The organism is Paraburkholderia oxyphila NBRC 105797 (assembly GCF_000685075.1).
Classification (GTDB): Bacteria; Pseudomonadota; Gammaproteobacteria; order Burkholderiales; family Burkholderiaceae; genus Paraburkholderia; species Paraburkholderia oxyphila.
The window spans coordinates 34,514-56,605 of the sequence record NZ_BAYD01000027.1 but is presented as its reverse complement, the minus strand read 5'-3'; the positions used below and the strand labels follow the sequence as shown (position 1 = coordinate 56,605).

The following is a 22,092-nucleotide window of genomic DNA, read 5'->3' as shown; positions in this document are numbered from 1 at the left end:
GCGCAAGGTATGATGGGTTCCGCTTGCAGCAAGTCGCCGCGCACCTTTAGCGGCCATTCTGGCGAGCGGAGCAGCGGACCTCAGATCCCCTCCGAACCGGCCACGGGTTCCATACCCAGGCCACCTCATCAGTGCAGCAGGGCTTCGCGGCATTTGGCGAAGCCTTTGTCTTTTCAGGGCAGACGAATCGATATCGATCAACGCCTTGTCTTAGCGATGCGAGAGGAATTAACCGATGTTCGACCTCGACAGTGAGGCGCGCGAACGGCTCATCCTGTGGATTAGACGCCGCATGGAGGAGTACGGCATTACGCTCGAAGATCTTGAATTATTCATTGCCGAAAGCGAACGGCAGCCGATGTACCGCGATGCATATGGCAATACCTGGAATGGGGAAGGCGACATGCCGTCCTGGTTGTTGCGCTACAAGCATGCGGGACAGGACATAGAGCATTTCCGCTGCTAGCCAGCGAGGGCGCGGCATCTTGCGGCCGACTGCGTGACCATGCGCGGTGCACGGGGCCCTGGGTGATTTGCCCGATTGTCTGTTTGGCGCTTTAGTCATTTCGGCAATATTTCAGTGCCGTTTTAAAAATGCCTTTCGGTGGATATTGCCCATTTAATCAATGGCGCTTCGCATCCGCCTGTTCCGGTTTGGCCATAAGCCGTTAAAGCGCATATTCGTCGGAAGATCGTTGATCTTGCCGATTGGCCGTGCCGTGCAGTTGCGCCACAATACCGGCCATTGCGCTTATGCCGTGTCCAGGGGGCGAATATGGCGTTACTGGTGCTGGGCCTTGCAATCTTCATTGCCATGCATTCGATTCGCGCCGTAGCCGCGCCGTGGCGCGAGGCGCAGATCGCGCGCTTCGGCATGCTGGCATGGCGTGGCTTCTTCGCGCTGTTTTCGATCCTCGGCCTGTTTTTCATCGTCCGGGGCTACGCGCTCGCGCGGCGCTATCCCGTGCCAATCTGGCTGCCGCCGTTCGGCATGGTGCATGTCACTGCGCTCCTGACCGCGATTGCCTTCGTGATGATTGCGGCCGCCTGCATACCGGGCAATCACATCAAGCGCGCGCTGGGCCAGCCGTTCATGAGCGGCGTGGCGCTCTGGGCGTTCGCGCATCTGCTCGCCAACGGCACGCTTCACGCCATCGTCCTGTTCGCCGCGTTGCTGGTCTGGGCGCTGCTCAAGCTGCGTGCGGACCGTCGGCGCGATTGCGAGGCCGGCGTCGTCCATGCGCAGGGCACGTTGGCGCGCGATGCGCTGGTCGTCGTGATCGGGCTCGTCGCGTGGGACCTGTTCGCGTTCTGGCTGCACGGAATGCTGATCGGCGTGCGCCCGCTCGGCTGACGCGATCCGCAAAATCAAAAAAGAAGCCTGCTCGAGGCAGGCTTCGTCAAGGTACAGCTCGGAGTTCCGCGATCAGATCGCAGTGGTTGCGATCTTAGGGTCTGTTCATGAAAGCTGCGTGAAAGTCATCGCCAGACGGGCTGAAGCCGGGCCGGCTACATGCGCCGCCGCGCCGCTGCGTGTCACAGATCGAAGAACACCGTTTCGCGTTCGCCCTGCATGCAGATATCGAAGTGATAGACGATGCTCCCTGCCTGCTCGCTGCGGCGCGCGACCAGCGTGCCGCGACGCGCTTCGGGCACCGCGGAGAGCACCGGGTCGGCGGCATTTGCGGCGGCTTCGTCGTCGAAATAAATGCGCGTGAACGTGTGCGTGAGCATGCCGCGCATCATGACGATCACGTTGATGTGCGGTGCTTCGTCTGCCTGCTCGCGTCCCGGCTTCACCGTGCGCACGACGAAGCGCTGCTCCGGATCCGTGCCGGTGCCCACGCGTGCGAAACCGCGGAAACCGTTTTCGGCCACCTGGGCGCGCGATGCGGGATATTGGCCGTTGGCGTCGACCTGTGAGAACTCCAGCATGGCGTCGAAGACCGGCTTGCCGTCACCGTCGATTACGCGGCCGATCAGCGTGATGTGCTCGCCAGGCGTTTGCGGGCCGGCCATCTCGGGCGTGAAGAGGCTCTTGTAATCGAAATCGTATTGCTGCGGGCACAGGCCGTAGGCGAAGTACGGGCCGACGGTTTGCGAAGGCGTTTCTTTGAGTGCCATGATCAACGCTCCGTGGGAGTCTGGTTCGGGCCGCGCAGCACGATGTCGAATTCGTAGCCGAGTGCAAAGCCTTCTTCGGTGGTGTCGAGCGCGAAGCGCGAGATCATGCGATCGCGAGCCTGTTCGGGCGTGCCCTGGAAGATCGGGTCGTAGGCAAGCAGCGGATCGCCGGGGAAATACATCTGCGTGACGAGGCGCGAGCCGAAGTAATCGCCGAACAGCGAGAAGTGAATGTGATTCGGCCGCCACGCGTTGGGGTGGTTGCCCCACGGGTACGCACCCGGCTTGATCGTGAGGAAGCGATAACGGCCTTCGTTGTCGGTCACGCAACGCCCCGCACCCAGAAAGTTCGGGTCCAGCGGCGCGTCATGCTGGTCCTGCTTGTGAACGTAGCGTCCAGCCGCATTGGCTTGCCAGATTTCGACGAGCGTATTGCGCACCGGCTTGCCGCCGTCGTCGAGCACGCGGCCCGTGACGATGATGCGCTCACCGAGCGGCTCGCCATTGCGCGCCGCGTTGCGCGTGAGATCGTGGTCGAGCGCGCCGAGATCTTCCGCGCCGTATACGGGCGCATGCAGATTGCGCAATTTTTCCTTTAGTGGAATCAGCGGCAGCGTCGGGCCACGTTTGACCGACGAGCGATACGGCGGATAGACATACGCCGGATGCGAGTCGAAATCGCGCGGCGACAGGAAGGACTCGTCCATGTGGGTGTCTCCTGGCAGGATTGTGGTGGGAAGTGCGCTGCGCGGCGGACGGTCGCAGCGCACGCATGCCGCCACTTTATCCAAGGCGAAAAGTTATGCAAAATGACGTTTTCTCGCGCTTCGTATAACCAATCGTTATGCAAAACCGGCTTGCGGACTCACGCGTCAAATTTCGCCATCTCCAGTGCTTTCTCGCGGTTGCGCAGTTCGGCAGCGTGCAGCAGGCGGCCGAGAGCCTTTCGATTACCCAGCCGGCGGTTTCGAAGACGATTGCCGAGCTCGAGTCGGCGCTCGGCGTGAAGCTGTTCGAGCGCGGGCGGCACGGGGCGGTGCCCACGCGTGAGGGGCAGCTTTTCATGCCGCACGCGAGCGCGTGTGTGAGCGCGCTACGCCAGGGCGTTGCGCTGCTTGCGCGCGAAGAGGGGGCGGTGGCGGCAACGCTCGACATCGGCGTGTTGCCGACCGTGGCGACCGCACTCGTGCCGACTGCGCTGCGGCACTTCGCGGGCGAGTGGCCGCGCGTGAGCGTGCGTCTCATGACGGCGGCCAATGCGGAGTTGCTCGAGCGCCTGAAAGCGGGGGCGATCAGTTTCGCGGTGGGGCGACTCGCGGATCCGGAGCGCATGGTGGGCCTGAGTTTCGAGCAGCTCTACAACGAGCCGATGGCAGTGGTCGTGCGCGCGGGTCATCCGCTCGCGCAGGAGGCCGGATCGGCGCCGCCGCTGGCGCAGTTCCCCACGCAGTTTCCGCTCGTGCTGCCGCCGTTCGGGACGCTGATCCGGCAGGCCGCGGACAGTCTGCTGGCGGCGTGGGGCGCGCCGCCGCTCACCTCGTTCGTCGAATTGCTCTCGGTTTCGGTTGGGCGTGCGCTTGCGCTCGAGAACGACGCGGTCTGGTTCGTGCCGTCGGGGGCGGTCGAATACGATCTGCGCGCGGGCACACTGGTGCGCCTGCCGCTGCCGAGCGCGGGCGGCGAGGAGCCCGTCGGCCTGATCCAGCGTACCGACACGCAACCGACGGCCGCAGGGCGCGCGTTGATCGACGCGGTGAGACAGGCGGCGCGCGAGCGCGACGCGGCGGTGCATGCGAAACCGGCAGTGAGGCGCGCGCGCCGTCGTCCGGGCGCGGCGGCCGTTACTGGGCCCAAGGGGCGGAAAGGGCGCTCAGGCGACGCCGAAGGCTGACGCAGCGGCCCGCGCCTCAGGCTGCCGGAAGTTTCTTTTTGGAACGGGGCGGTTTGCTGGGGGGCGGCGCCGGTTCGGCGGCTTCGAACGCGCCCGGCACCGCGGCGCCCGTCGACATCCAGAGCACCACCGCGTCCTCCTTGCTGGTGGAAACGGCAAAGTGGCCGGTGCGGCTGTCGAAGTAGAGGCTGTCCCCGGTCCCGAGATGCGTGGGCGTGTAGAGCTCGGTATGCAGACAGATGCTGCCGCTGATCACATAGATGAACTCTTCGCCCTCGTGGCGCCCCCAGTCGTCGAACGCGTCCACCGAATGGGCGGTGATGCGCACGAGAAACGGCAGCATCGCCTTGTGCGCGAGCTCCGTGGCGAGCAACTCCATCTCGTAGCCGCGATACGCGTGCGGCTTGCCCGCGCCGTGACGCGTGAGCGCGCGGCGGCCGCCGAAGTCGAGCTTCGGCGTCGAGCCAAACAGCTCGCCCAAGTCGATCTTCAATCCGGCAACGATCTTCTGCAGCACGTCGAAGGTGGGCGACATCAGCCCATTCTCGATTTTGGAGAGCGTGGAGCGCGACACGCCACACACGTGGCTCGCGTGCTCGAGCGTCAGGTCGAGGGCAAGGCGGGCGGCGCGGACGCGGCGGCCGAGATCTGCGGACGACGAAGCCGCCGATTGCGTAAGCGTGGTGTCCATGAGCGTTAGAAGGGCAGGAGCGAGTGTTCTGGCACGTTTCCGATCATAGCAAATCGTCGCCTTTAGGAAACATCGGCCAGACGGCTAACGTTCGCAGTCCGCATGCCGAAACGCGTGGGCTCGCATTTCTTCGATTCGAACCGTTCAGGGAACCGAATTAACCATCTTTAAAGATTTTCGCGGATCTTGTCGTCGCGGAAGTTGTCTTTCAATACAGTAAGAATTCGAATGGAGCCTCGATATGCGTCGCGCGGTCACGCGACGAACCGTATGGCGATCCTTACTATTTGATTTGATGACATACATCAAGTTTGGAGAAGAAAATGCGCGACGAACGTCTCGAACTATTGTTAGCCATATCGCGGAGAACGCTCGGTATCGAAGACTTCGAGTTGACGGGCAAGCAGACCGTGGACTACCACCTGGTGAGTGTGGAAGACGTTGGCCGTGCGCTTGAAGCTGCGTATGACGCGGGGCTGATCGTCGGTCTCCGTGTGGGCCGCGCCGAATGCATCGAAGAGTCCTGAGTGCGGCGCACGGGCGCGAACACGAGCGTCACGCGTGACTTCCCGCATCGTCACGCGAGTGCCTGACCGTCCCGCATCCCTCGGTCGATGTTTCCGATCGGAAATTCCGGCTCCCGAGCTTTCGCGCAATGCGCGACAGCACAAAATCGCGACGCGGCGCCCGCCGCCGTCCTGTCATGCGGCATGAGGGGAGCGCCGACTCCTTCGCCTTGCTGCACCATTTTCCCCCGTGTATAGTCAGTCCACCACAGTTTGTTTCTTATCGGAAATAAAGGAAAGGTCATGGACGCAGCACGCATTCTTGCCGACCTCGGCATTTCAGAAGCAGCCTGGGCGGGTGAGATCGAGGTGAGATCGCCGATATCGGGCGAGCTGATCGGGCGGGTGGCAAGCTACTCGGCCGCGGACGTCGATGCCGCGCTGGCCCGCGCGCAGGCGGCATTTCTTCAGTGGCGCAACGTGCCGGCGCCGCGCCGCGGCGAGCTGGTGCGCCTGCTGGGCGAGCGTCTGCGCGCGCGCAAGGAGGCGCTCGGCAGCCTCGTGTCGCTGGAGGCCGGGAAGATCCTTCAGGAGGGGCTGGGCGAAGTCCAGGAAATGATCGATATCTGCGACTTCGCCGTTGGCTTGTCGCGGCAGCTCTATGGTCTGACCATCGCGTCGGAGCGCCCGGGGCATCGCATGGCTGAGAGCTGGCACCCAATGGGCGTGTGCGCCGTCATCTCCGCGTTCAATTTTCCCGTCGCCGTCTGGTCCTGGAATGCCGCGCTTGCACTGGTCTGCGGTAATCCCGTGATCTGGAAACCTTCGGAGAAAACGCCGCTCACCGCGCTTGCGGTGCAGAAAATCATGGGCGATGCCATGCTTGCGTTCGGCGATGCGCCGCAAGCTCTCGTTTCGCTCGTGGTGGGCGGGCGCGACGTTGGCGCGAAGCTCGTGGCCGATCCGCGGGCCGCCATCGTCAGCGCTACCGGCAGCACGGAAATGGGCCGCGCAGTAGGCGTTGCGGTTGCCCAGCGCTTCGGACGCTCGATTCTCGAACTCGGTGGGAACAATGCAGGGATCGTGACGCCGAGCGCCGACCGCGAACTGGCTTTGCGCGCGATTCTGTTCTCCGCAGTCGGCACGGCCGGGCAGCGCTGCACGTCGCTGCGGCGCCTGTTTGTGCACGAGAGCATCTATGACGCAACGCTCGAGCGGCTCAAGCAGCTCTATGCGAAGGTGCCGATCGGAAATCCGCTCACTGCGGGCACCTTGATGGGGCCGCTCATCGACGCCCACGCGTTCGAGCGCATGCAGGCCGCGCTCGAGCGCGCCCGGGCCGAAGGCGGGGTCGTCACGGGTGGCGAGCGCGTTGCCGTCGACGGCTTGCCAAACGGCTATTACGTTCGGCCCGCGCTGGCGGAGATGCCGGCGCAAAGCGAGATTGTCGTAAAGGAAACCTTTGCGCCGATTCTCTACGTCATGAAATATCGCGACTTCGACGAAGCCGTAGCAGCGAACAATGCGGCCGCGCACGGCTTGTCTTCGTGCGTGTTCACGACGGATTTGCGCGAAGCCGAGTGTTTCCTTTCGGCATCGGGCAGCGATTGCGGTATCGCGAACGTCAATATCGGGCCGAGCGGCGCGGAAATCGGCGGCGCATTCGGCGGCGAGAAGGAAACGGGAGGCGGCCGCGAGTCGGGTTCGGACGCGTGGAAGGGGTACATGCGGCGCGCGACCAATACCGTCAACTATTCGTCGGCACTGCCGCTGGCGCAGGGTATCGATTTCTCGCTCGATTGAGTGTCGCGTCCCGGGCGGTGGCGCGGCACGCGTGCTGCCGTCCGGCATGAAGACGCTGAGCCTGCATCAGGTAGTCACGCATCGGGACAGCCATACCAAAGCAAAGTGCCCATCGCCCATTTACTTGGGATTGCAGATCAAATGGCGCAGCGCGATGTCCAGCGGCTAACCGCTCCCGGAGCGCGACCGCGCACCGGGAGCGCATCCGCTGCACGTCTCAGGCGAGCCGGCGCAGCGGTTCGAGCGACCAGCTATGCGGCACGCCATGCACCGCGAAGAACCACGCGGCAACCCACGAAGCTGCCACGACGATCAAATCGCATCGGCCGCTTCGCCACAGGTTCAGTGAGTGGCGACGGACGATCCAGGGCACGCCAAGCGGATTCGGCCAGTCCGCGAACAAGTGGATCAGCCCGCCGCACGCGAAGCCGAATGCCGGCGCGGCAACAGCGAGATGTCCGAGCCCGCGATACGACCACAGTAGCAAGGCAATCCAGCCGACGCCCCAATGCGTGAACGTGCGATGGGTAATCCACAGCCGGCGCTTCTTGCTCCACCACGCAACTTCGAGCCAGTCGGGCGCGGTACCGCCCGCCACGCCTGCGATGAACGCCAGTGCGGCGTAGAGATGCCAGGGACTGTCCGTCCTGGTGTGCGTGACGATTGCGGCGGCGATGACGCCGGCGGCCCAGCCGGTGGCGTGATGTGCGGTCCCTGATGCCATGAAGCGGTGTAGTGCAAAGTCGAAAGAGGGCGCAATCTTCGCAGATGCGACGGCTTCGTGACAGGGGGCGACGCGCAGAATTTATCGCGCGCCGATCGAGACATCAGGTCGTGCAGCGCGCCACGTCGAAGCGCATTTCTTCCTCAGGTGGATCGTTCGAGCTGGACGCGCCGTGCGTCACGCGAATCACCGATCCATAACCGTTCGGCGTGAGCGTGACGAAGTACGATGCGTTCGATCGCGAGCCAATCGCGAGTTCGGTCGCGTTGCCCGAATGCGATTCATATGCGCGCGACAAGCGGTCTTCGAGGCAACTTGCGATCGATGAAGGCGAGCGTGCCGAAGACGCGTAGACGATCACGTCGCTATCGGAAGCGGTGTTGGATGGCGACGATCCGCAGGCGGCGACGAGTGCGAGCGGCAGGGCGGCGACAAGGCGTTGCGTGAGGGTATTCATGACATGAGCGTCGTGGCGGATGCCTGGCGAAAAGCAACGCGAAATGCGTTGCGGCGAACATGTGCATGAGTATACGCACGGGTCTGACAGCGCAGGCTCACGTAGAAGTAAAAAGATGCAACAGAGGAAGAGAAAGCGCCCGGCGAGATGGCAGGCCGATCATCGAAGCGATGACCGCGACGAAAGTTGACGATCCGAAATCGCGAAAATTCGGAGCAAGGTCCGGCCAGGGGGCAAGGCAGAGGACGCAGAAAAGCCGCGCGAAGGAAGCAAAGAAAAAACGCACATGCGGTCGTACAGCATGTGCGTTGGGCAGCGAGCGGGCAAGGCGGCGGATCGCGCCGCCTGCCCGACGGCTTGCGCCGCGAGACGCAAGCCGGTGCGCGTTAGAAGCGGTGACGCAGACCGATCGTTGCGGCGACCTGGTTGTTCGTCGTCGACGGCGACAGCGTGTTGATTGCCGCGACGTTGGCCACAGCCGCGCCGTTCTGAACGCCGAGCGAACCCGAAGCATGCTGGTACACGCCGGCGAGATAGACGTCGGTGCGCTTGCTGAGCGAGTAGTCGGTGCCGAGCACGACGGTGTGCCACTTCGGGCTCTGATCGCCGGTGCCGGTGCCGGTCACGGTGCCGTCGGTGAACGTGTACGAGCCCACGAACGCGAGCGCCGGGGTGAGGTGGTAGGCGCCGTTGATTTCGTAGTTGTCGAGGTGCAGGTTCAGGCCGCTGATGCCGGCGAGATTCATGCCGCCGCTGCCGAGGCTTTGCAGGCCGTCGATCTGCGAGTGCGACCACACGAAGCCGACTTGCGCCGGGCCGTACGTGTAGTTCGCGCCGACGCCGAACGAACGCTGCAGGCGAGCCGAAATATTCTGGTCAGCCGAGGCCGCGCCGTTCAGGTTGCCGCCGTAGTTGCCCGAGTTGTTCAGTTGCAGGTAGCCGGCCGCCACATTGAGCGGGCCATTGTTGTAGGACGCGCCGGCGCTCCATGCGCGGCTGTTGGCGAAGCCGTCGGCCTCGTTCGAGAAGCCATACATGCCGCCGAACTGGAAGCCCGCGTAGTTCGCGCTCGAGTACTTGACCGCATTCTTGATCGAGAACGACTGTGCGAAGTTGTCGTTGTCGAACGGGTGACCGGCCAGGTTGTTGCCGAAGCCGAGACCGGCTTCCGAGAGCGGCGCCAGGTACTGGTTCATCGAGTCGTACTGGCGGCCGAGGGTGAGCGCGCCGTACTGATCGCTTTGCAGGCCGACGAAGGCTTGACGGTTGAAGCCGTTGTCGCCGTTCTTGTAGCCGCCGTTATTGAGGTTGAAGCCGCTCTCCAACGTGAAGATCGCCTTCAGGCCGCCGCCGAGGTCTTCAGCGCCTTTCAGGCCGAAGTAGTTGTTCGACATCGCGCCGCTGCCCTGCGCCCACAGGCTGTGACCACCCGCATTGTTCGCATAGACAATGCCGGCATCGAGCGAGCCGTATAGCGTCACGCTGCTTTGCGCGTGAGCGCTCATTGCGAATGCACCGAGAACGCCAGCGAGGATAAGGGTTTTTTTCATGATTTTTAACTCCGGACAGTACTTGGGAATCTCACGGAAAACGCGTGCCGCAGTGATTTCCGTGGTCTGAAGATTCGAACGAAGTGTATTCCGGCAATCTCGGCGGCTTGCTTTGTCTGACGCAACAAACCATTTTTGAAATGGAAATAACGAGATTGGCGTTGATAAGTCACTGCGTAGAAAGCATTTTTTAAAAATGACCGAAGATGCGACAAAATGCACCATTCGAGATTATGTTGTGTGAGCACGACGCCGGCGATGGCTTGCGTGGCGGGCATGAGGGCCAATACGAGATTTATTGCGGGATATTTCCCTCGATTTCTGAAAGGTACTGTTCCAGATTGTGCGATCTATGGTCGCGGATTCTGACGGTACAATGTGTCTACCCCTTGACCAAGGGTGGTCTTTTTTCATCTGTTTTACGCGGCTCTCGGGCCGCGTTTTTTTTGCCATCTCCATCGAATTGATTTTCGTTCGATCTGAGATGTGAAAGACAGTATTGCAATAAATGAAACGAGACATATCGCCGCATTCGAGCGCGCATGCCGCTCAGCTATTTTCTTTATTCGCTCTATTGGAATTCCGGTTGAATCCCGGCGATGTCATGACGAGGCGCAAAGGGGTGCCGGCCGGCCCCGGTGACCGCCGGTCGGGCGCTTGCGGTTAAAATCTTGCCCCTGCCCGCGATGCAACGGGCAGTCTCCGCAGAACCCGATGGAAACCGCCATGACCGATTCTTCTCCCGCTGTCATTCCCGAGGACACTTTTGAGGACCCGAACGCCGATTCGGCCGAAGTGGTCCAGGAACCGCGCCTGTGGCGCAAGGATGGCTGGACGGCGCGCGTCATCAAAAATGAGGACGACGACGGCTGGGCCGTCGAAATGATCAAGGACGGCGAGCCGGAGCCGGCGCTGGTCGGCCCATGGACCATGGGCCGCGACAAGAAGAACCCGAAGCCGCTCGATACCGCGGCGTTCAACACGCTCGTGAAAACCGCGTCCGAGGTGTTGCGTCGCCACGAGCAGCAATTGCACGCGCTGCTGCACAAGCGCGTGGGCCTGAGCACGGGCGACGGCGACATCGACGTGACCCTCGACATCGTGCCCGACGAATACGAGCCCTACGCGCTGCTCACGGCGCTCGATGCGTTTGGCGAGCAGATCGCGCAGATGCGCGTCGCGCCCACCTTCAAGCTGAACAAGGCGCGCGCGCAGGCGTGGGCCGAAGGCGGCTTCGGCCGCATCGATTGACTGACGCACACGGTCGCGCAACCCGGCGTGGACGGGGCAGCGAGTCCCGTGAACGCTGTTAGTCCTGCTGGCAGAAGATGGCCGTCAGCAGCGGCCCGGCATGATAGATGATCGCGGTGTTGCCGGCGGCGTCGGCCGCCGCCTTCACCCTGGCCTGCGTGGCCACGACCACTGCGCCGTAGGCCGAACGGGCAATCGGCTTGCCATTGCCGGTCTGGAAGAGCGGGTCGTCCTGCTGGAAGCCCACGATCGCGAACACCTTGAAGCCGTAGGCAGTCAGATGCTGGCCGTGCGCCGGCCAGAACGCGTTGATCGAATTGCTTTCGACCTTCATCGGCTTGGCGTCGATCAACTGCTGGTCGATGAGCCCTGAGATGAAGTCGTGCGCCGACTCCTTGCAGGTCAGCGCATCGTCGAGGGCGGCGGCATGGCCGGTGAGCGGCACGAAGGGCAGCGCCGCGAGCAGAAAAGCAGCAAAGGTAAGACGTTTCATTGGAATTCTGACTATGGGCGGCGCCAACGCCGAAGGGTATCCACGCGATCCCTGATGGGCCGGTGCGAAGCGTTGCACTGTACGCGGGTTCGCGCGAACTTGCTTGCGGGGCCGCATCGGGGGACCATGACGCGCGGCCCGTACGCCATACGGCCCCACTACCTTTCAGCTTCTATTCGCCAGCCGGAAAGCCTGCAAGTTTTCTGGAAGCCGTATATTATTTCCCGGTTATGACTGGAACAAACAAATCTGCAAAACCGGCTCCGCAAGCGGTGCCGCGACCGCGCACGTGGGATGCGCGCGCGGCGCGCTGGCTCGTCACGCCGCTCGTGCGTACCTGCGTCACGCCCAATCATCTGACCACGCTGCGCCTCTTGATCGGCCTCGTTGGCGCGTTCTATCTGGCGCGCGGCGACTTTCTGCACGTCAATATTGGCGCATTTTTGATTGTTTTGTCGAATTTCGTTGATCACACCGACGGCGAACTCGCGCGAATCAGTGGTAAAACCAGTCGAATCGGCCATTTCTACGATCTCGCCGCCGACGCCGTAACGACCGTGCTCCTGTTCCTCGGCATGGGGTACGGGCTCGGTGCCGCAGCGGCTGCCGCCGGCTCCGCCGGGACCCAATGGCACGTGCCGCCTGTCTTGCTCGGCGGTGTCGCCGGCGTGGCGGTCGCAGCGATCTTCTTTCTGCGCATGCGCATCGAGGAAATGGCCGGCAAGGCCGGCACCCAGCAGGCGTTCGTCGGCGGCTTCGAAACAGAAGACGTGCTCTATCTGTTGCCGCTCGTCACGCTCACCGGGATCGTCTCGCCGTTCGTCGTGGCCGCGTCCATTGGCGCGCCGCTCTTTGCCATTTACGTGGTGCTCGACTACTGGCGCGTCACGCGCCGCGTGAGGCCAGCCAAGGAAACCCGTCAGGTCTGGATCAGCAGATGAGTGTGCAAGCAGAAGAAGAACAAGTCGCCGTCAATATGCGTGCCGCCGGTGCGCAGTCGGCTGTTCAGTCGGGCGAGCCCGATGTCGCGATCGGCCGCGCGCTGGGCAAGCTGGACTCGGACCGGCTGCGCGGCGAGTACGTGGATCAGGGCTCGTTCCTCTACCTCTCCGATTTCCTGCCTCCCGAGGCGACGCAGCGGCTCATCGACGCCGCCAACGCGCTCATGCCCGAGGTCAATCGCAATTTCATCCCGGGCCACAAGGCCGGCGGCAGCGTGAGCCGTCACACGATCGACCGCTTGCAGCCGTATATCGCTGAGCTGTACCGCTCGCCGAAGCTCATCGCGTGGCTCGAAAAGATCACGGGCGACCGGCTCCAGCTTTCGCCGGAAGACGATCCGCACGCGTACGCGCTCTATTACTACACGCGTGCAGGCGATCACATCGGCTGGCATTACGACACCTCGTATTACGACGGCCGCCGCTATACCGTGTTGTTCGGCGTGATCGACGACTCCTCGTGCATCCTCGACTACGAGTTGCACACCCGCGACGCCAGCAAGGCCGACGAGCCGGGCGCCGTGCAATATCCGCCGGGCGCGCTCGTGCTGTTCGATGGCGACAAGCTGCGCCATCGCGTCACGCCGAGCCGCGAGGGCGAAGTGCGCGTCTCGCTCACGTTCGAATACGTGACGAACCCGAACATGCGCCCGTGGCGGCGCTTCATCTCGAACATGAAGGACGCGATCGCGTACTTTGGCTTCCGCCAGGTGTTCCGCAAGGCGCTCCAGTCCGCGCGGGCTGGCGGCGGCAAGGCTGGAGGGTCGGCGTGAATCGTGCCGCCATTTTGCTGTTGTCGATCGGCACGGCACTGTTCATTGCGCTGCTCGCCTGGCAGGGTCTCGGCTCGGTGACGGGCGCGCTCGCGGCAGCAGGCTGGGGGCTCGCGCTGGTCGCCGCCTTCCACCTTGTGCCGCTCGCGCTCGATGCAGGCGCGATCGCCGTGCTGTTTCGCAAAAGCGAGCCGGTCGGCCAGCGCGATGCGCTGCTCGCACGCTGGAGCGGCGAGTCCGTGAACAGCCTGCTGCCGGCCGGGCAGATCGGCGGTCCCGTCGTCATGGTGCGGCAGCTCGCCCAGCGTGGCATGCCCATGCGCGACGCGGCGGCGGCCATCACGGTGAGCACGACGTTGCAGGCACTCGCGCAGATCGTCTTCGCGGTGTTCGGCATCGCGCTCTTTTCCGTCTATGCCGCCAACGGCGCGCCGCGCGATCTCGGCGTGGCCGCGTTGATCGCCACTGGCGTGCTTGGCGCCCTGATCGGCCTTTTCTACGTCGCGCAGCGCCGTGGGCTGTTCGGCCGCGTGCTGCGGCTCGCCTCGAAGGTGTTCGGCAAGCGCGACTGGTCCTCGCTCACCACGCGCGCCGACGCCATCGACGCTGCCGTGAAAACGCTCTATGCCGATCGCGCCCGCGTGGCGGCCAGCTTCGCGCTGAGCTTCGTGGGCTGGCTCGTCGGCATCGTGGAAGTGTGGCTCGCGCTGCGCTTTCTCGGCCATCCCGTCGGCTGGGTCGATGCGCTGCTGCTCGAAAGCATCGGCCAGGCCATTCGCGGCGCGGCTTTTGCCATTCCCGGCTCGCTCGGCGTGCAGGAGGGCGGCTATCTGCTGCTCGCGCCGCTCGTCGGCCTGCCGCCCGAGGCGGCACTCGCGCTCTCGCTCGCCAAGCGCGCGCGAGAGATCGTGCTCGGTCTGCCGGGCCTGCTGTATCTGCATATCAGCGAACGTAGCTGGCAACGCAGGCGCGCCGTGCGCGTGCCCGCCGTTGAAGTCGCCGATTGACCTTTTTCTCCCAAGGAACGCATGCGCGCCATCATTCTCGCGGCAGGCCTCGGCCTGCGCCTTCAGCAACCGGCTGGAGAACAGTTTCCGAAATGTCTGCTGCAATTCGAGGGCGTGTCGCTGCTCGAACGCCATCTGCAGATGCTCGAGTCGGCGGGCGTCACCGAAGTCGTGCTCGCGCTCGGCTTCCAGCCGGAACTGGTCGAGGCCGAGCTCAAGCGCATCGGCTGGCCGCATGAGGTCGAGGTGGTGCTCAATCCGCGCTTCGACCTGGGCAGCGTGCTCACGGTGCATCGCACGGCCGAAGCGCTCACGCGCGGCGGCGACGTGCTGCTGATGGACGCCGACGTGCTCTACGACGAGCGCGTGTTCGCGCCGCTCGTGGCGGGCGAGGCCCCGGCCAACCGCCTGTTGATCGACCGCGACTTCGAGGCCGGCGACGAGCCCGTGAAGCTGTGCCTGCGCGATGGCGTGCCTGTCGAGCTGCGCAAGCAGCTTGCGGTCGGGCTGCAGTACGACACGATCGGCGAATCGGTTGGCTTCTTCCGCCTGAACGAAGCGACGGCGCGCCGCTTTGCGCAGATCGTCGAGGGCTATGTCGATTCGGGTCGAGCGAACATGCCGCACGAAGAAGCGCTGCGTGATTTGCTGCTCGAACGCGGCAGCGAGTTCGAAACCGCGGAAGTGACTGGCGCGCCGTGGATCGAAATCGACTTCCCTAACGACGTGACGCGCGCCACGGAACAGGTGCTCCCGCAACTGGCGCCGGTCGTGAGCCGCGTGAAGCAGACGGCGCTTTGATGGTGGTCTGAGCCGCGGTTTTCGCCGCTGTCTTGAGATGGCCATGAAGAGGGCCGTGAAGTCCATAGCCGCGTGAGTGCGGCGGTGGGTTTCGCGGCCCTTGTGCTTTTTCCGGCGCTCACCGCGTATTTTTATGCATTGCTTCATCTGTTGCGGCCTCACCGTTTTCGGCAACACGGTGCCATAATGGCAGCTTTACGCCATCAGCCACGCTGACTGTCGTTCCTGCCCATGCCCCTTGCTCTCGGCACTTTCATCGTTCCGCTCATCGTCGCGTGCTCGATGTTCATGGAGAACGTGGACGCGACGGTCATCGTCACAGCGCTCCCCGCGATGGCCCGCGACCTCGGCCAGAGCCCCATCACCCTCAAACTCGCCGTCACGAGCTATGTGATCGGGCTGGGGGTGTTCATTCCCATTTGCGGCTGGGTGGCCGACCGCTTCGGCTCGCGCAACGTGTTTCGCACCGCCATCGGCATCTTCATGGCGGGCTCGCTATTGTGCGCCGCGTCCAGGTCGCTCGAGATGTTCGTGGCGGCGCGCTTCGTGCAAGGTATCGGCGGCGCGATGATGGTGCCGGTGGGCCGCATCATCATCTTTCGCTCGCTGCCCAAGTCGGACTTCATTCGCGCGGTCAACTATCTCACCGTGCCGGCCTTGCTGGGTCCGGTGATGGGGCCGCCGCTCGGCGGCTTCATCACGACGTATCTGCACTGGCGGCTGATTTTCTTCGTCAACATTCCGATTGGCCTGCTCGGCATCTGGCTCGCGAACCGGCACATCGCGAACATGCACGAGGAGCATCCGGGACCGCTCGACTGGTTCGGCTTCATCCTCTCCGCGGGCGGCGCTTCGCTCTTCATGCTCGGGCTGTCGTTCGTGGGCGGCGAACTGGTTTCCAATGGGAAAGCCGTGACGATGTGCGTGGTGGGCGCGCTCTTGCTCGCCGCGTACTGGCTCTACGCGCAACGCGCCGAACGGCCCGTTCTCGATCTGAAATTTTTGCGCATCCCGAGTTTCAATGCGAGCGTGGCGGGTGGCTCGCTGTTTCGCATCGGACTCGGCGCCGTGCCTTTCCTGCTGCCGCTCACGCTGCAGGAAGGGCTCGGCATGACGGCGTTCGTTTCGGGCGCAATCACCTGCGCTTCGGCGTTCGGCTCGATCTTCATGAAGTCGGTCGTCTCGCACGTGCTCGGCCGCTTCGGCTTTCGCCGCACCTTGATCGTCAACGCCGCGCTGGCGGGCGTGTCCATCGCTGTATATGGCCTGTTCACTCCGGGCACGCCGGTATGGCTCATCTGGCTCGTGGTGCTGTTGGGCGGTGTGTTTCCTTCGCTCCAGTTCAGCGGCCTGAACTCGCTCGCTTACGCCGATATCCCCACCAAAGAGATTGGACGCGCGACGAGCGTCGCCAGCGTGATCCAACAGGTTTCACTGGGGCTCGGCGTGACCATCGCCGGGATCGTGCTGCAGGTTTCGCATCGGATACAGGGACATTCGACCATCGTGTGGACCGACTTCTGGCCGGCGTTCTTCGTCGTCGCACTTTTCTCCGTGGCCTCGATTCCGGTGACGATGCGTCTGCCCGCCAATGCAGGCGAGGAAATTGCGCGTGGAAGGCGCGGCCCCAACTGATCTGCCCGCGCGATTTCACTTGTGCTTGTCTCGTGAAAGGTATTGGCGGCAGGCCTGATCGCAAACGTTTGTGTGGCGTGCTATAAGCGCAACAACCAGGCTGAAAGTCGCTTGAATTGCCGGGTTGCAAGCTGGTGCTCGATGAACTAAATCATGGAGGTGACTGAATGAAGTGGGTCAATAGAACGAAAATTTCCGCCGTTGCTTTCGCAATCGTTTCGCTTTCCACGCTGTCCGCAGGCTTTCTCGAAGCCACGCCCGCATTCGCGAAGGACACGCAGCAACGCCCCGCAATCCTGAACGCATCGGCAGTTGCCGTGGCCGACAAATACGCCGCCGACGCCGCCGAGCAGATCTTCAAGGAAGGCGGCAATGCCGTCGATGCGGCGGTCGCCATCGCCTTCTCGCTGGCCGTTACGTATCCGGAAGCCGGCAACATCGGCGGTGGCGGCTTCATGACGCTCTACGTGAACGGCAAGCCGTACTTCCTTGACTATCGCGAGCGCGCACCGCTGGCCGCCACGCGCAATATGTACCTCGACGACAAGGGCAACGTGATCGAGGGCAAGAGCCTCTATGGCTACGACGCCGTGGGCGTGCCGGGCACCGTCGAGGGCATGTGGGAAGCGCAGCGCCGCTTCGGCAAGCTGCAATGGAAGCAGGTGCTCCAGCCCGCGATCAAGTACGCGCGCGACGGCTTCGTCGTGGACGAGCAACTTGCGAAGCGCCGCGAAGAAGCGTCGAAGGAATTCGGCGGCAAGACCAATTTCGACCAGTACTTTGCCGCCATGAAGGAGGGCGCGACGTTCAAGCAGCCCGATCTCGCCAATGTGCTGACGCGCATCGCGAACCAGGGTGCGAAGGACTTCTACGACGGCAAGACCGCCGACCTGATCGCGACGGCGATGAAGGGCAACGGCCTCATTACGAAGCGCGATCTGCAGGAGTACAAGGCAGTCTGGCGCCAGCCGGTGGAGGCCAGCTGGAACGGCTATGAGGTGATCACCGCGCCGCCGCCGAGCTCGGGCGGCGTGGGCCTCGTGCAGCTGCTCAAGATGAAGGCGATGCTCGCGCCGGAGTTCAAGGACGTGCCGCTGAATTCGCCGGAATACATCCATCTGATCGCTGAGATCGAAAAGCGCGTATTCGCCGACCGCGCACAGTATCTCGGCGACCCCGACTTCTACAAGGTGCCGGTCGAGCAGCTCACCGCCGACGCCTATCTTGCCAAACGCGCCGCCGAAGTGGATCCCGTGAAGCTGTCGGACACGAAGAGCGTGCAGCCGGGCCTCGGTACGTCGATGCCGCAGATGGCGGACGAGGCGCACGGCAACAAGATGCCCGAGAAGGCCGAGACGACGCACTTCTCGGTGGTCGACAAGTGGGGTAACGCCGTGTCGAACACCTATACGATCAACGGCTACTTCGGCTCGGGCGTGGTGGTGCCGGGCGCGGGCATCGTGCTGAACGACGAAATGGACGACTTCTCGTCCAAGCCCGGTGTGCCGAACATGTTCGGTGTGGTGGGCAGCGATGCGAATGCGATTGCGCCAAAGAAGCGTCCGCTTTCGTCGATGACGCCCACGATCCTCACGAAGGACGGCAAGGTGGCGCTCGTGATCGGCACGCCGGGCGGCTCGCGCATCTTCACGTCGATCTTCCAGGTCATCAACAACATCTATGACTTCAAGATGCCGCTGAAGGACGCGGTTGCCGCGATGCGCTTCCACCATCAACTGCTGCCGCCCAATACGATTTTCTGGGAGCCGTACCAACCGATCGACGGCGATCTCGCGAAGAAGGTCGAGGCCAGGGGCTATGTGCTCAAGGGCCAGGACTTCAGCGGCGACATTCAGGCGATCCGTATCGATGGCGATACGCCGGAGGCGGCGGCTGATCCGCGCGGACGTGGCGTGACGCGCGTGGTGCAGTGACCAGGGACGCAGGTGTCGGTAGAGTTTGCCGGCCGTTGCGCTTCAATGTTGCGAATTGGGTTGCCGATAAGAAAAAAATGCCGACCCAGTTTTCCTAAATTTGGGTCGGCGCGCCGCGCTTCAGGCGCATACGTATCAAGCTCGCATCCAATGAACGTTTGCTGGCGTTTTGTCCTCTTTAATGAGGACTCGGCGACCTGGATCGTCGCGTAGTATGCAAATTCCGGCGGCGTGAAAACCCAGCCGGCGTGTGTTTTCCTGGGCGGCCCTGGCCGCCCGTTTTTCTTTTCAGGGCGCGTTTGTGTGCGCGGGTTTTCTTGAATGGGTGGGGCACGCCAACTGCGCTCTAATGGTTTGCGGCTGCCCGGATGTCTGCGCACGCAACGGCAACGGGCCCGGCCCGGAGGCGACACAGGCGCTTTTCAACCATGGTCCATCACGCCGCGCATGCAACTCACAAGCCGCGAACTGGCGTTGCTCGCTGACGTCTTCAAGCTGCTGGCCGACCGCACCTTGCCGGAGGACGTCCTGCGGCTCGAAGTGGGGCGGCGCATGCTCGATCTGCTGCGCGCGGACTACATGGGGTCCTACGTCTGGGATGCCGTGCAGGGCGCGTTCGTGCATCGCGTGGCCGTCAACATGTCCGCGGACAATCTCGGCAATTACGAACGCTATTTCCAGTTTTGCGATCCACTCATGCCGACATTGCAGAACCGCCGTGAGGCGGTGCGCGTGACCGACGTGGTGCCGCACGACGTGCTCGCGCACACCGAATTCTTCAATGATTTCCTGCGTCGTGACGGCCTGTACTGGGGCTTGAACCTGTTCGCCTGGGACGGCGACGAGAACATCGGTGATCTGCGGATCTGGCGCGGTAAACACCGGGAGAATTTTTCCGATCATGAACTTGCCTTGCTCGAGCTGATCCGGCCGGCCTTCACCGCGGCACTGGCGCGCTCGCGCAGAGAAGCCGGTCTGACGAAGGCGAATGATGCGCCCGTGGCGGTCACGCCAGAGGAGAGGGTGCAATCGGGAGATGATCTGTTCGGGCGTCTCACGCCTCGCGAGCGCGAGGTGGTCGTGCTTGCGGCCGAGGGACTGCTGGACAAGGAGATTGCGCAGCGGCTCGGCATTTCCTATACGACCGTGCGTACGCACCTCGATCGTTCGTTTCAGAAACTCGGCATCAACAATCGCTCGCGGCTCGCGCGGCTGGTGCAGTTGTCGCGGCGCTGATCGAGCCGGCGCGTTGTGTATCGGCAACGGGACGTGCCTGCGCTTGCAGGGGATCCCGCTTTTTCCGTGCCTTATTGCGGCATCGACATGCCTTTGCGGGCCGCGTCGATCAGGTCGAGCGAGGTCTCGGCATTGCCGATCCGCTCCATCGCGAGCAGCGCGAAGCGTGCCAGGAAGAGCGGGGCGTTGGCCTCGCCCAGATCGGTCATGGTCTTGCACAGCCGTGTGTAGACCATGTCGAGTTCGCTGTCTGTCATGAGGTTCTCCAGTGCGGGTTACATCGTTTTCGGTTGTGCGGGCAACGCGCCTCAGGCACGCAATGCGTGATCGAGGGCGTCCAGCGCGCGTTGTGCCAGCGTGTCGCCGGCGCCTTGCCAGCGGCCGAGCACGTGGCCGTCGGGGCGCACGAGATAGAGCGTGTCCGCCGCGGCGCCGTACATCGGGAAGAGCCGGCCCGTGTGGTCCCAGCCGCAGCGGCGCGTCGCGTCGGCAGGCGCGTGCTGCGCGAGCGGCACGAGCGCGAACGGCACGTTGCGCGAGGCGAGCACCGTCTCGAGCGCGTCGACGGCGGACGGCACCGTACCGTTCGCGCTGAAATAGAGCGCCGTGAAGCGTGGTCCGACGAGATCGGTCAGATGGCCCTCGCGCATTGCGCCGCGATCGAAGATCGACAATGGGCATTCGGGCAGCACCGCACCGGGCGCCGGGCCGCTCACGAGCGGATCGGAAACCGCGTTCAGCGGCGAAGCCGTATAGGCAATCGCCGAGGTCTGGCGCGGGTTGATCAGCGAGCGCACGCCGGGATGCGCGAGCGCGAGGCTCAGCACGGCGGTGCGCATCAACTCGAATGCGAACGAGGGTGGCGCCATGAATTCGGTGCTCTTCGTGCCGTAGCTCAGGTTCTCGTGCGTCGCGAATACGCGCTCGTCGGAATAACTGTCGAGCAGCCGCGCGCCTGCGCGCCCTTGCACCACCCAGGCGAGTTTCCACGCGAGGTTGTCGGCGTCGTCGATGCCCGAATTCGCGCCGCGCACGCCGAAGATCGGCACGAGGTGCGCCGCGTCGCCCGCGAACAGCACGCGGCCGTGGCGATAGCGCTCGAGCGTGAGGGCGTTGGCCTTGTAGATCGTGATCCAGATGGGCGACCACGGCGCGGTCTCGCCCATCATGTCCAGCAGGCTCTGCACGCGGGGCATCACGTTTTCGGGCTTGACGGCCTCATCGGCGTCCTCGCCGTCGCGCAGCTGATAGTCGATGCGCCAGACGTTGTCGGGCTGCTTGTGCACGAGCACGGTCGAGCCCGGGTTCGAGGCCGGGTCGAAGTAGGCGAGTCGCTCGGTGGGGCGCGTGCTGTCGAGCAGGATGTCGACGATCACGTAGCGGCCCTCGTAGCTCGTTCCGGTGAGCTTCAGGCCCAGCGCGTCGCGAACCGTGCTGCGCCCGCCGTCCGCGGCGACGAGCCAGTCGGCGCGGGTCTCGTATTCGCCTGCGGGCGTTGCGAGCGTGAGCGTTGCGCCGTGCGCGTCCTGCTGCACGGCCGTCACGCGAGTGCGCCAGCGGATCTCGATCAGGTCGGCATGCCGCTCGGCCGCGTCGAGCAGGAACTGCTCGATGTGGTACTGGGCGAGGTTCACCATCGGCGGCAGCTTCTGGTTCTCGTCCTGCGGCATCGTGAAGTGCAGGACCTCGTCGTTGCGATAGAAGCTGCGTCCGCCGGTCCATGGCAGGCCCTTCGCGAGAAATCCGTCGAGCGCGCCGAGACGCTCGATGATCTCGAGGCTGCGGCGTGAAATGCAGATCGCGCGGCTGCCATAGCAGACCGATTCGTCGGCCTCGATCAGCACCGAGCGCACGCCGTGCTTCGCGAGCCCCAGCGCAATGGCGAAGCCGACCGGGCCGCCGCCGACGATCATGACCGGATGGCGCGCTGGTTCGCGGCCGTCGACGAGTTCGGGCAGGCGGGCGTCGTAGTGCTTCGCCTCGAACGGATAGGGCTTGAATTCGGTGCTCATGATGCGGCGCCTCCGTGCGTGGCGGGGCCGTTGCCGATCGGGGAATGGGCGAAACGAGGCATGAGGGAATACGTCTCCGATTGGAAATTTTTTCTCGCGCACCATCGAAGGGGCGCCGCGCGGGGCAGCCGCGCTATCGGGGCCCGGCGGGAGCCCGGCGACGATGCATGCAGTATGGAGCGAGGCAGGCGCGGCGCTGTCCT

The 22,092-nt window shown here is 63.8% G+C and carries 22 protein-coding genes; 13 read left to right on the top strand and 9 right to left on the bottom strand.

The features are described 5' to 3' along the window. Positions 1-235: 235 nt before the first annotated feature. Both BO1_RS18280 and BO1_RS18275 read left to right on the top strand, forming a co-directional pair. Entirely contained in the window at positions 236-466 is a 231-nt protein-coding gene (locus tag BO1_RS18280; protein WP_028218802.1) for an H-NS family nucleoid-associated regulatory protein, read from the top strand. A gap of 309 nt (positions 467-775) precedes the next feature. Further along, positions 776-1,354 carry an NnrU family protein gene (locus tag BO1_RS18275; protein ID WP_028218801.1) on the top strand — a complete coding sequence of 193 codons (579 nt, stop codon included), beginning with the start codon at positions 776-778 and terminating at the stop codon, positions 1,352-1,354. 182 nt (positions 1,355-1,536) lie between these two features. On the opposite strand, the gene pcaG is transcribed toward BO1_RS18275, so the two are convergent. Both pcaG and pcaH read right to left on the bottom strand, forming a co-directional pair. Continuing rightward, positions 1,537-2,127, bottom strand: a complete 591-nt coding sequence (gene pcaG / locus BO1_RS18270) for a protocatechuate 3,4-dioxygenase subunit alpha (protein WP_028218800.1) — start codon at positions 2,125-2,127, stop codon at positions 1,537-1,539. Continuing rightward, positions 2,127-2,831 (bottom strand): protocatechuate 3,4-dioxygenase subunit beta, encoded by a 705-nt coding sequence (gene pcaH / locus BO1_RS18265; protein WP_028218799.1) that lies wholly within the window; start codon positions 2,829-2,831, stop codon positions 2,127-2,129. The genes pcaG and pcaH overlap by 1 nt, the downstream gene beginning before the upstream one ends. A gap of 137 nt (positions 2,832-2,968) precedes the next feature. On the opposite strand from pcaH, the gene pcaQ reads away from it, so the two are divergent. Next, the gene (gene pcaQ / locus BO1_RS51575) at positions 2,969-4,015 is read left to right on the top strand and encodes a pca operon transcription factor PcaQ (RefSeq protein WP_043285326.1); all 1,047 of its coding nucleotides are present in this window, start codon (positions 2,969-2,971) and stop codon (positions 4,013-4,015) included. 16 nt (positions 4,016-4,031) lie between these two features. Here pcaQ and BO1_RS18255 read toward each other — a convergent pair whose 3' ends face one another. Beyond that, a complete protein-coding gene (locus BO1_RS18255; protein WP_028218798.1) occupies positions 4,032-4,706 on the bottom strand; it encodes a helix-turn-helix domain-containing protein in 675 nt (224 codons plus the stop codon). A 323-nt stretch (positions 4,707-5,029) separates the two neighbouring features. On the opposite strand from BO1_RS18255, the gene BO1_RS18250 reads away from it, so the two are divergent. Continuing rightward, on the top strand, positions 5,030-5,233 hold the full coding sequence (locus BO1_RS18250; protein WP_043285324.1) for a DUF6900 domain-containing protein: 204 nt from the start codon (positions 5,030-5,032) through the stop codon (positions 5,231-5,233). A 282-nt stretch (positions 5,234-5,515) separates the two neighbouring features. Next, positions 5,516-7,015 (top strand): L-piperidine-6-carboxylate dehydrogenase, encoded by a 1,500-nt coding sequence (gene amaB, locus BO1_RS18245; protein ID WP_028218796.1) that lies wholly within the window; start codon positions 5,516-5,518, stop codon positions 7,013-7,015. 217 nt (positions 7,016-7,232) lie between these two features. On the opposite strand, the gene BO1_RS18240 is transcribed toward amaB, so the two are convergent. The 3 genes from BO1_RS18240 to BO1_RS18230 all read right to left on the bottom strand — a co-directional run bounded on the left by BO1_RS18240 (position 7,233) and on the right by BO1_RS18230 (position 9,746). Then, positions 7,233-7,739 (bottom strand): metal-dependent hydrolase, encoded by a 507-nt coding sequence (locus BO1_RS18240; RefSeq protein WP_028218795.1) that lies wholly within the window; start codon positions 7,737-7,739, stop codon positions 7,233-7,235. Positions 7,740-7,842: 103 nt separating this feature from the next. Further along, positions 7,843-8,196: a hypothetical protein gene (locus BO1_RS18235; RefSeq protein WP_028218794.1), complete on the bottom strand. Its 354-nt coding sequence runs from the start codon at positions 8,194-8,196 to the stop codon at positions 7,843-7,845. Positions 8,197-8,582: 386 nt separating this feature from the next. Beyond that, positions 8,583-9,746, bottom strand: a complete 1,164-nt coding sequence (locus tag BO1_RS18230) for a porin (protein WP_028218793.1) — start codon at positions 9,744-9,746, stop codon at positions 8,583-8,585. A 726-nt stretch (positions 9,747-10,472) separates the two neighbouring features. On the opposite strand from BO1_RS18230, the gene BO1_RS18225 reads away from it, so the two are divergent. Then, the gene (locus BO1_RS18225) at positions 10,473-10,997 is read left to right on the top strand and encodes a hypothetical protein (RefSeq protein ID WP_028218792.1); all 525 of its coding nucleotides are present in this window, start codon (positions 10,473-10,475) and stop codon (positions 10,995-10,997) included. A gap of 58 nt (positions 10,998-11,055) precedes the next feature. Here BO1_RS18225 and BO1_RS18220 read toward each other — a convergent pair whose 3' ends face one another. Further along, positions 11,056-11,490, bottom strand: a complete 435-nt coding sequence (locus tag BO1_RS18220) for a hypothetical protein (protein WP_028218791.1) — start codon at positions 11,488-11,490, stop codon at positions 11,056-11,058. A 230-nt stretch (positions 11,491-11,720) separates the two neighbouring features. On the opposite strand from BO1_RS18220, the gene BO1_RS18215 reads away from it, so the two are divergent. The 7 genes from BO1_RS18215 to BO1_RS61775 all read left to right on the top strand — a co-directional run bounded on the left by BO1_RS18215 (position 11,721) and on the right by BO1_RS61775 (position 19,877). Next, positions 11,721-12,431, top strand: a complete 711-nt coding sequence (locus BO1_RS18215; RefSeq protein ID WP_028218790.1) for a CDP-alcohol phosphatidyltransferase family protein — start codon at positions 11,721-11,723, stop codon at positions 12,429-12,431. Beyond that, entirely contained in the window at positions 12,428-13,264 is an 837-nt protein-coding gene (locus tag BO1_RS18210; protein ID WP_028218789.1) for a HalD/BesD family halogenase, read from the top strand. Before BO1_RS18215 ends, BO1_RS18210 begins: the two co-directional genes overlap by 4 nt. Continuing rightward, positions 13,261-14,271 carry a flippase-like domain-containing protein gene (locus BO1_RS18205; RefSeq protein WP_028218788.1) on the top strand — a complete coding sequence of 337 codons (1,011 nt, stop codon included), beginning with the start codon at positions 13,261-13,263 and terminating at the stop codon, positions 14,269-14,271. Before BO1_RS18210 ends, BO1_RS18205 begins: the two co-directional genes overlap by 4 nt. A gap of 21 nt (positions 14,272-14,292) precedes the next feature. Beyond that, positions 14,293-15,072 carry a phosphocholine cytidylyltransferase family protein gene (locus BO1_RS18200; protein ID WP_028218787.1) on the top strand — a complete coding sequence of 260 codons (780 nt, stop codon included), beginning with the start codon at positions 14,293-14,295 and terminating at the stop codon, positions 15,070-15,072. 231 nt (positions 15,073-15,303) lie between these two features. Further along, the gene (locus BO1_RS18195; protein WP_028218786.1) at positions 15,304-16,707 is read left to right on the top strand and encodes an MFS transporter; all 1,404 of its coding nucleotides are present in this window, start codon (positions 15,304-15,306) and stop codon (positions 16,705-16,707) included. Between the two features lie 167 nt (positions 16,708-16,874). Then, positions 16,875-18,641 carry a gamma-glutamyltransferase gene (gene ggt, locus BO1_RS18190; RefSeq protein WP_028218785.1) on the top strand — a complete coding sequence of 589 codons (1,767 nt, stop codon included), beginning with the start codon at positions 16,875-16,877 and terminating at the stop codon, positions 18,639-18,641. Between the two features lie 552 nt (positions 18,642-19,193). Then, on the top strand, positions 19,194-19,877 hold the full coding sequence (locus tag BO1_RS61775) for a LuxR family transcriptional regulator (protein ID WP_156992310.1): 684 nt from the start codon (positions 19,194-19,196) through the stop codon (positions 19,875-19,877). A gap of 71 nt (positions 19,878-19,948) precedes the next feature. Here BO1_RS61775 and BO1_RS18180 read toward each other — a convergent pair whose 3' ends face one another. Then, the gene (locus tag BO1_RS18180; RefSeq protein WP_028218783.1) at positions 19,949-20,134 is read right to left on the bottom strand and encodes a DUF2783 domain-containing protein; all 186 of its coding nucleotides are present in this window, start codon (positions 20,132-20,134) and stop codon (positions 19,949-19,951) included. Positions 20,135-20,185: 51 nt separating this feature from the next. Next, complete coding sequence (locus tag BO1_RS18175) at positions 20,186-21,889, bottom strand: FAD-dependent oxidoreductase (RefSeq protein WP_028218782.1); 1,704 nt, start codon at positions 21,887-21,889, stop codon at positions 20,186-20,188. Positions 21,890-22,092 lie beyond the last annotated feature (203 nt).

Coding starts and splice junctions, on each gene's coding strand:
- BO1_RS18280 (WP_028218802.1), top strand. CDS start 236: ATGTTCGACCTCGACAGTGAGGCGCGCGAACGGCTCATCCTGTGGATT.
- BO1_RS18275 (WP_028218801.1), top strand. CDS start 776: ATGGCGTTACTGGTGCTGGGCCTTGCAATCTTCATTGCCATGCATTCG.
- pcaH (WP_028218799.1), bottom strand. CDS start 2,831: ATGGACGAGTCCTTCCTGTCGCCGCGCGATTTCGACTCGCATCCGGCG.
- pcaQ (WP_043285326.1), top strand. CDS start 2,969: ATGCAAAACCGGCTTGCGGACTCACGCGTCAAATTTCGCCATCTCCAG.
- BO1_RS18255 (WP_028218798.1), bottom strand. CDS start 4,706: ATGGACACCACGCTTACGCAATCGGCGGCTTCGTCGTCCGCAGATCTC.
- BO1_RS18250 (WP_043285324.1), top strand. CDS start 5,030: ATGCGCGACGAACGTCTCGAACTATTGTTAGCCATATCGCGGAGAACG.
- amaB (WP_028218796.1), top strand. CDS start 5,516: ATGGACGCAGCACGCATTCTTGCCGACCTCGGCATTTCAGAAGCAGCC.
- BO1_RS18240 (WP_028218795.1), bottom strand. CDS start 7,739: ATGGCATCAGGGACCGCACATCACGCCACCGGCTGGGCCGCCGGCGTC.
- BO1_RS18235 (WP_028218794.1), bottom strand. CDS start 8,196: ATGAATACCCTCACGCAACGCCTTGTCGCCGCCCTGCCGCTCGCACTC.
- BO1_RS18230 (WP_028218793.1), bottom strand. CDS start 9,746: ATGAAAAAAACCCTTATCCTCGCTGGCGTTCTCGGTGCATTCGCAATG.
- BO1_RS18225 (WP_028218792.1), top strand. CDS start 10,473: ATGACCGATTCTTCTCCCGCTGTCATTCCCGAGGACACTTTTGAGGAC.
- BO1_RS18220 (WP_028218791.1), bottom strand. CDS start 11,490: ATGAAACGTCTTACCTTTGCTGCTTTTCTGCTCGCGGCGCTGCCCTTC.
- BO1_RS18215 (WP_028218790.1), top strand. CDS start 11,721: ATGACTGGAACAAACAAATCTGCAAAACCGGCTCCGCAAGCGGTGCCG.
- BO1_RS18210 (WP_028218789.1), top strand. CDS start 12,428: ATGAGTGTGCAAGCAGAAGAAGAACAAGTCGCCGTCAATATGCGTGCC.
- BO1_RS18200 (WP_028218787.1), top strand. CDS start 14,293: ATGCGCGCCATCATTCTCGCGGCAGGCCTCGGCCTGCGCCTTCAGCAA.
- BO1_RS18195 (WP_028218786.1), top strand. CDS start 15,304: ATGCCCCTTGCTCTCGGCACTTTCATCGTTCCGCTCATCGTCGCGTGC.
- ggt (WP_028218785.1), top strand. CDS start 16,875: ATGAAGTGGGTCAATAGAACGAAAATTTCCGCCGTTGCTTTCGCAATC.
- BO1_RS61775 (WP_156992310.1), top strand. CDS start 19,194: ATGCTCGATCTGCTGCGCGCGGACTACATGGGGTCCTACGTCTGGGAT.
- BO1_RS18180 (WP_028218783.1), bottom strand. CDS start 20,134: ATGACAGACAGCGAACTCGACATGGTCTACACACGGCTGTGCAAGACC.
- BO1_RS18175 (WP_028218782.1), bottom strand. CDS start 21,889: ATGAGCACCGAATTCAAGCCCTATCCGTTCGAGGCGAAGCACTACGAC.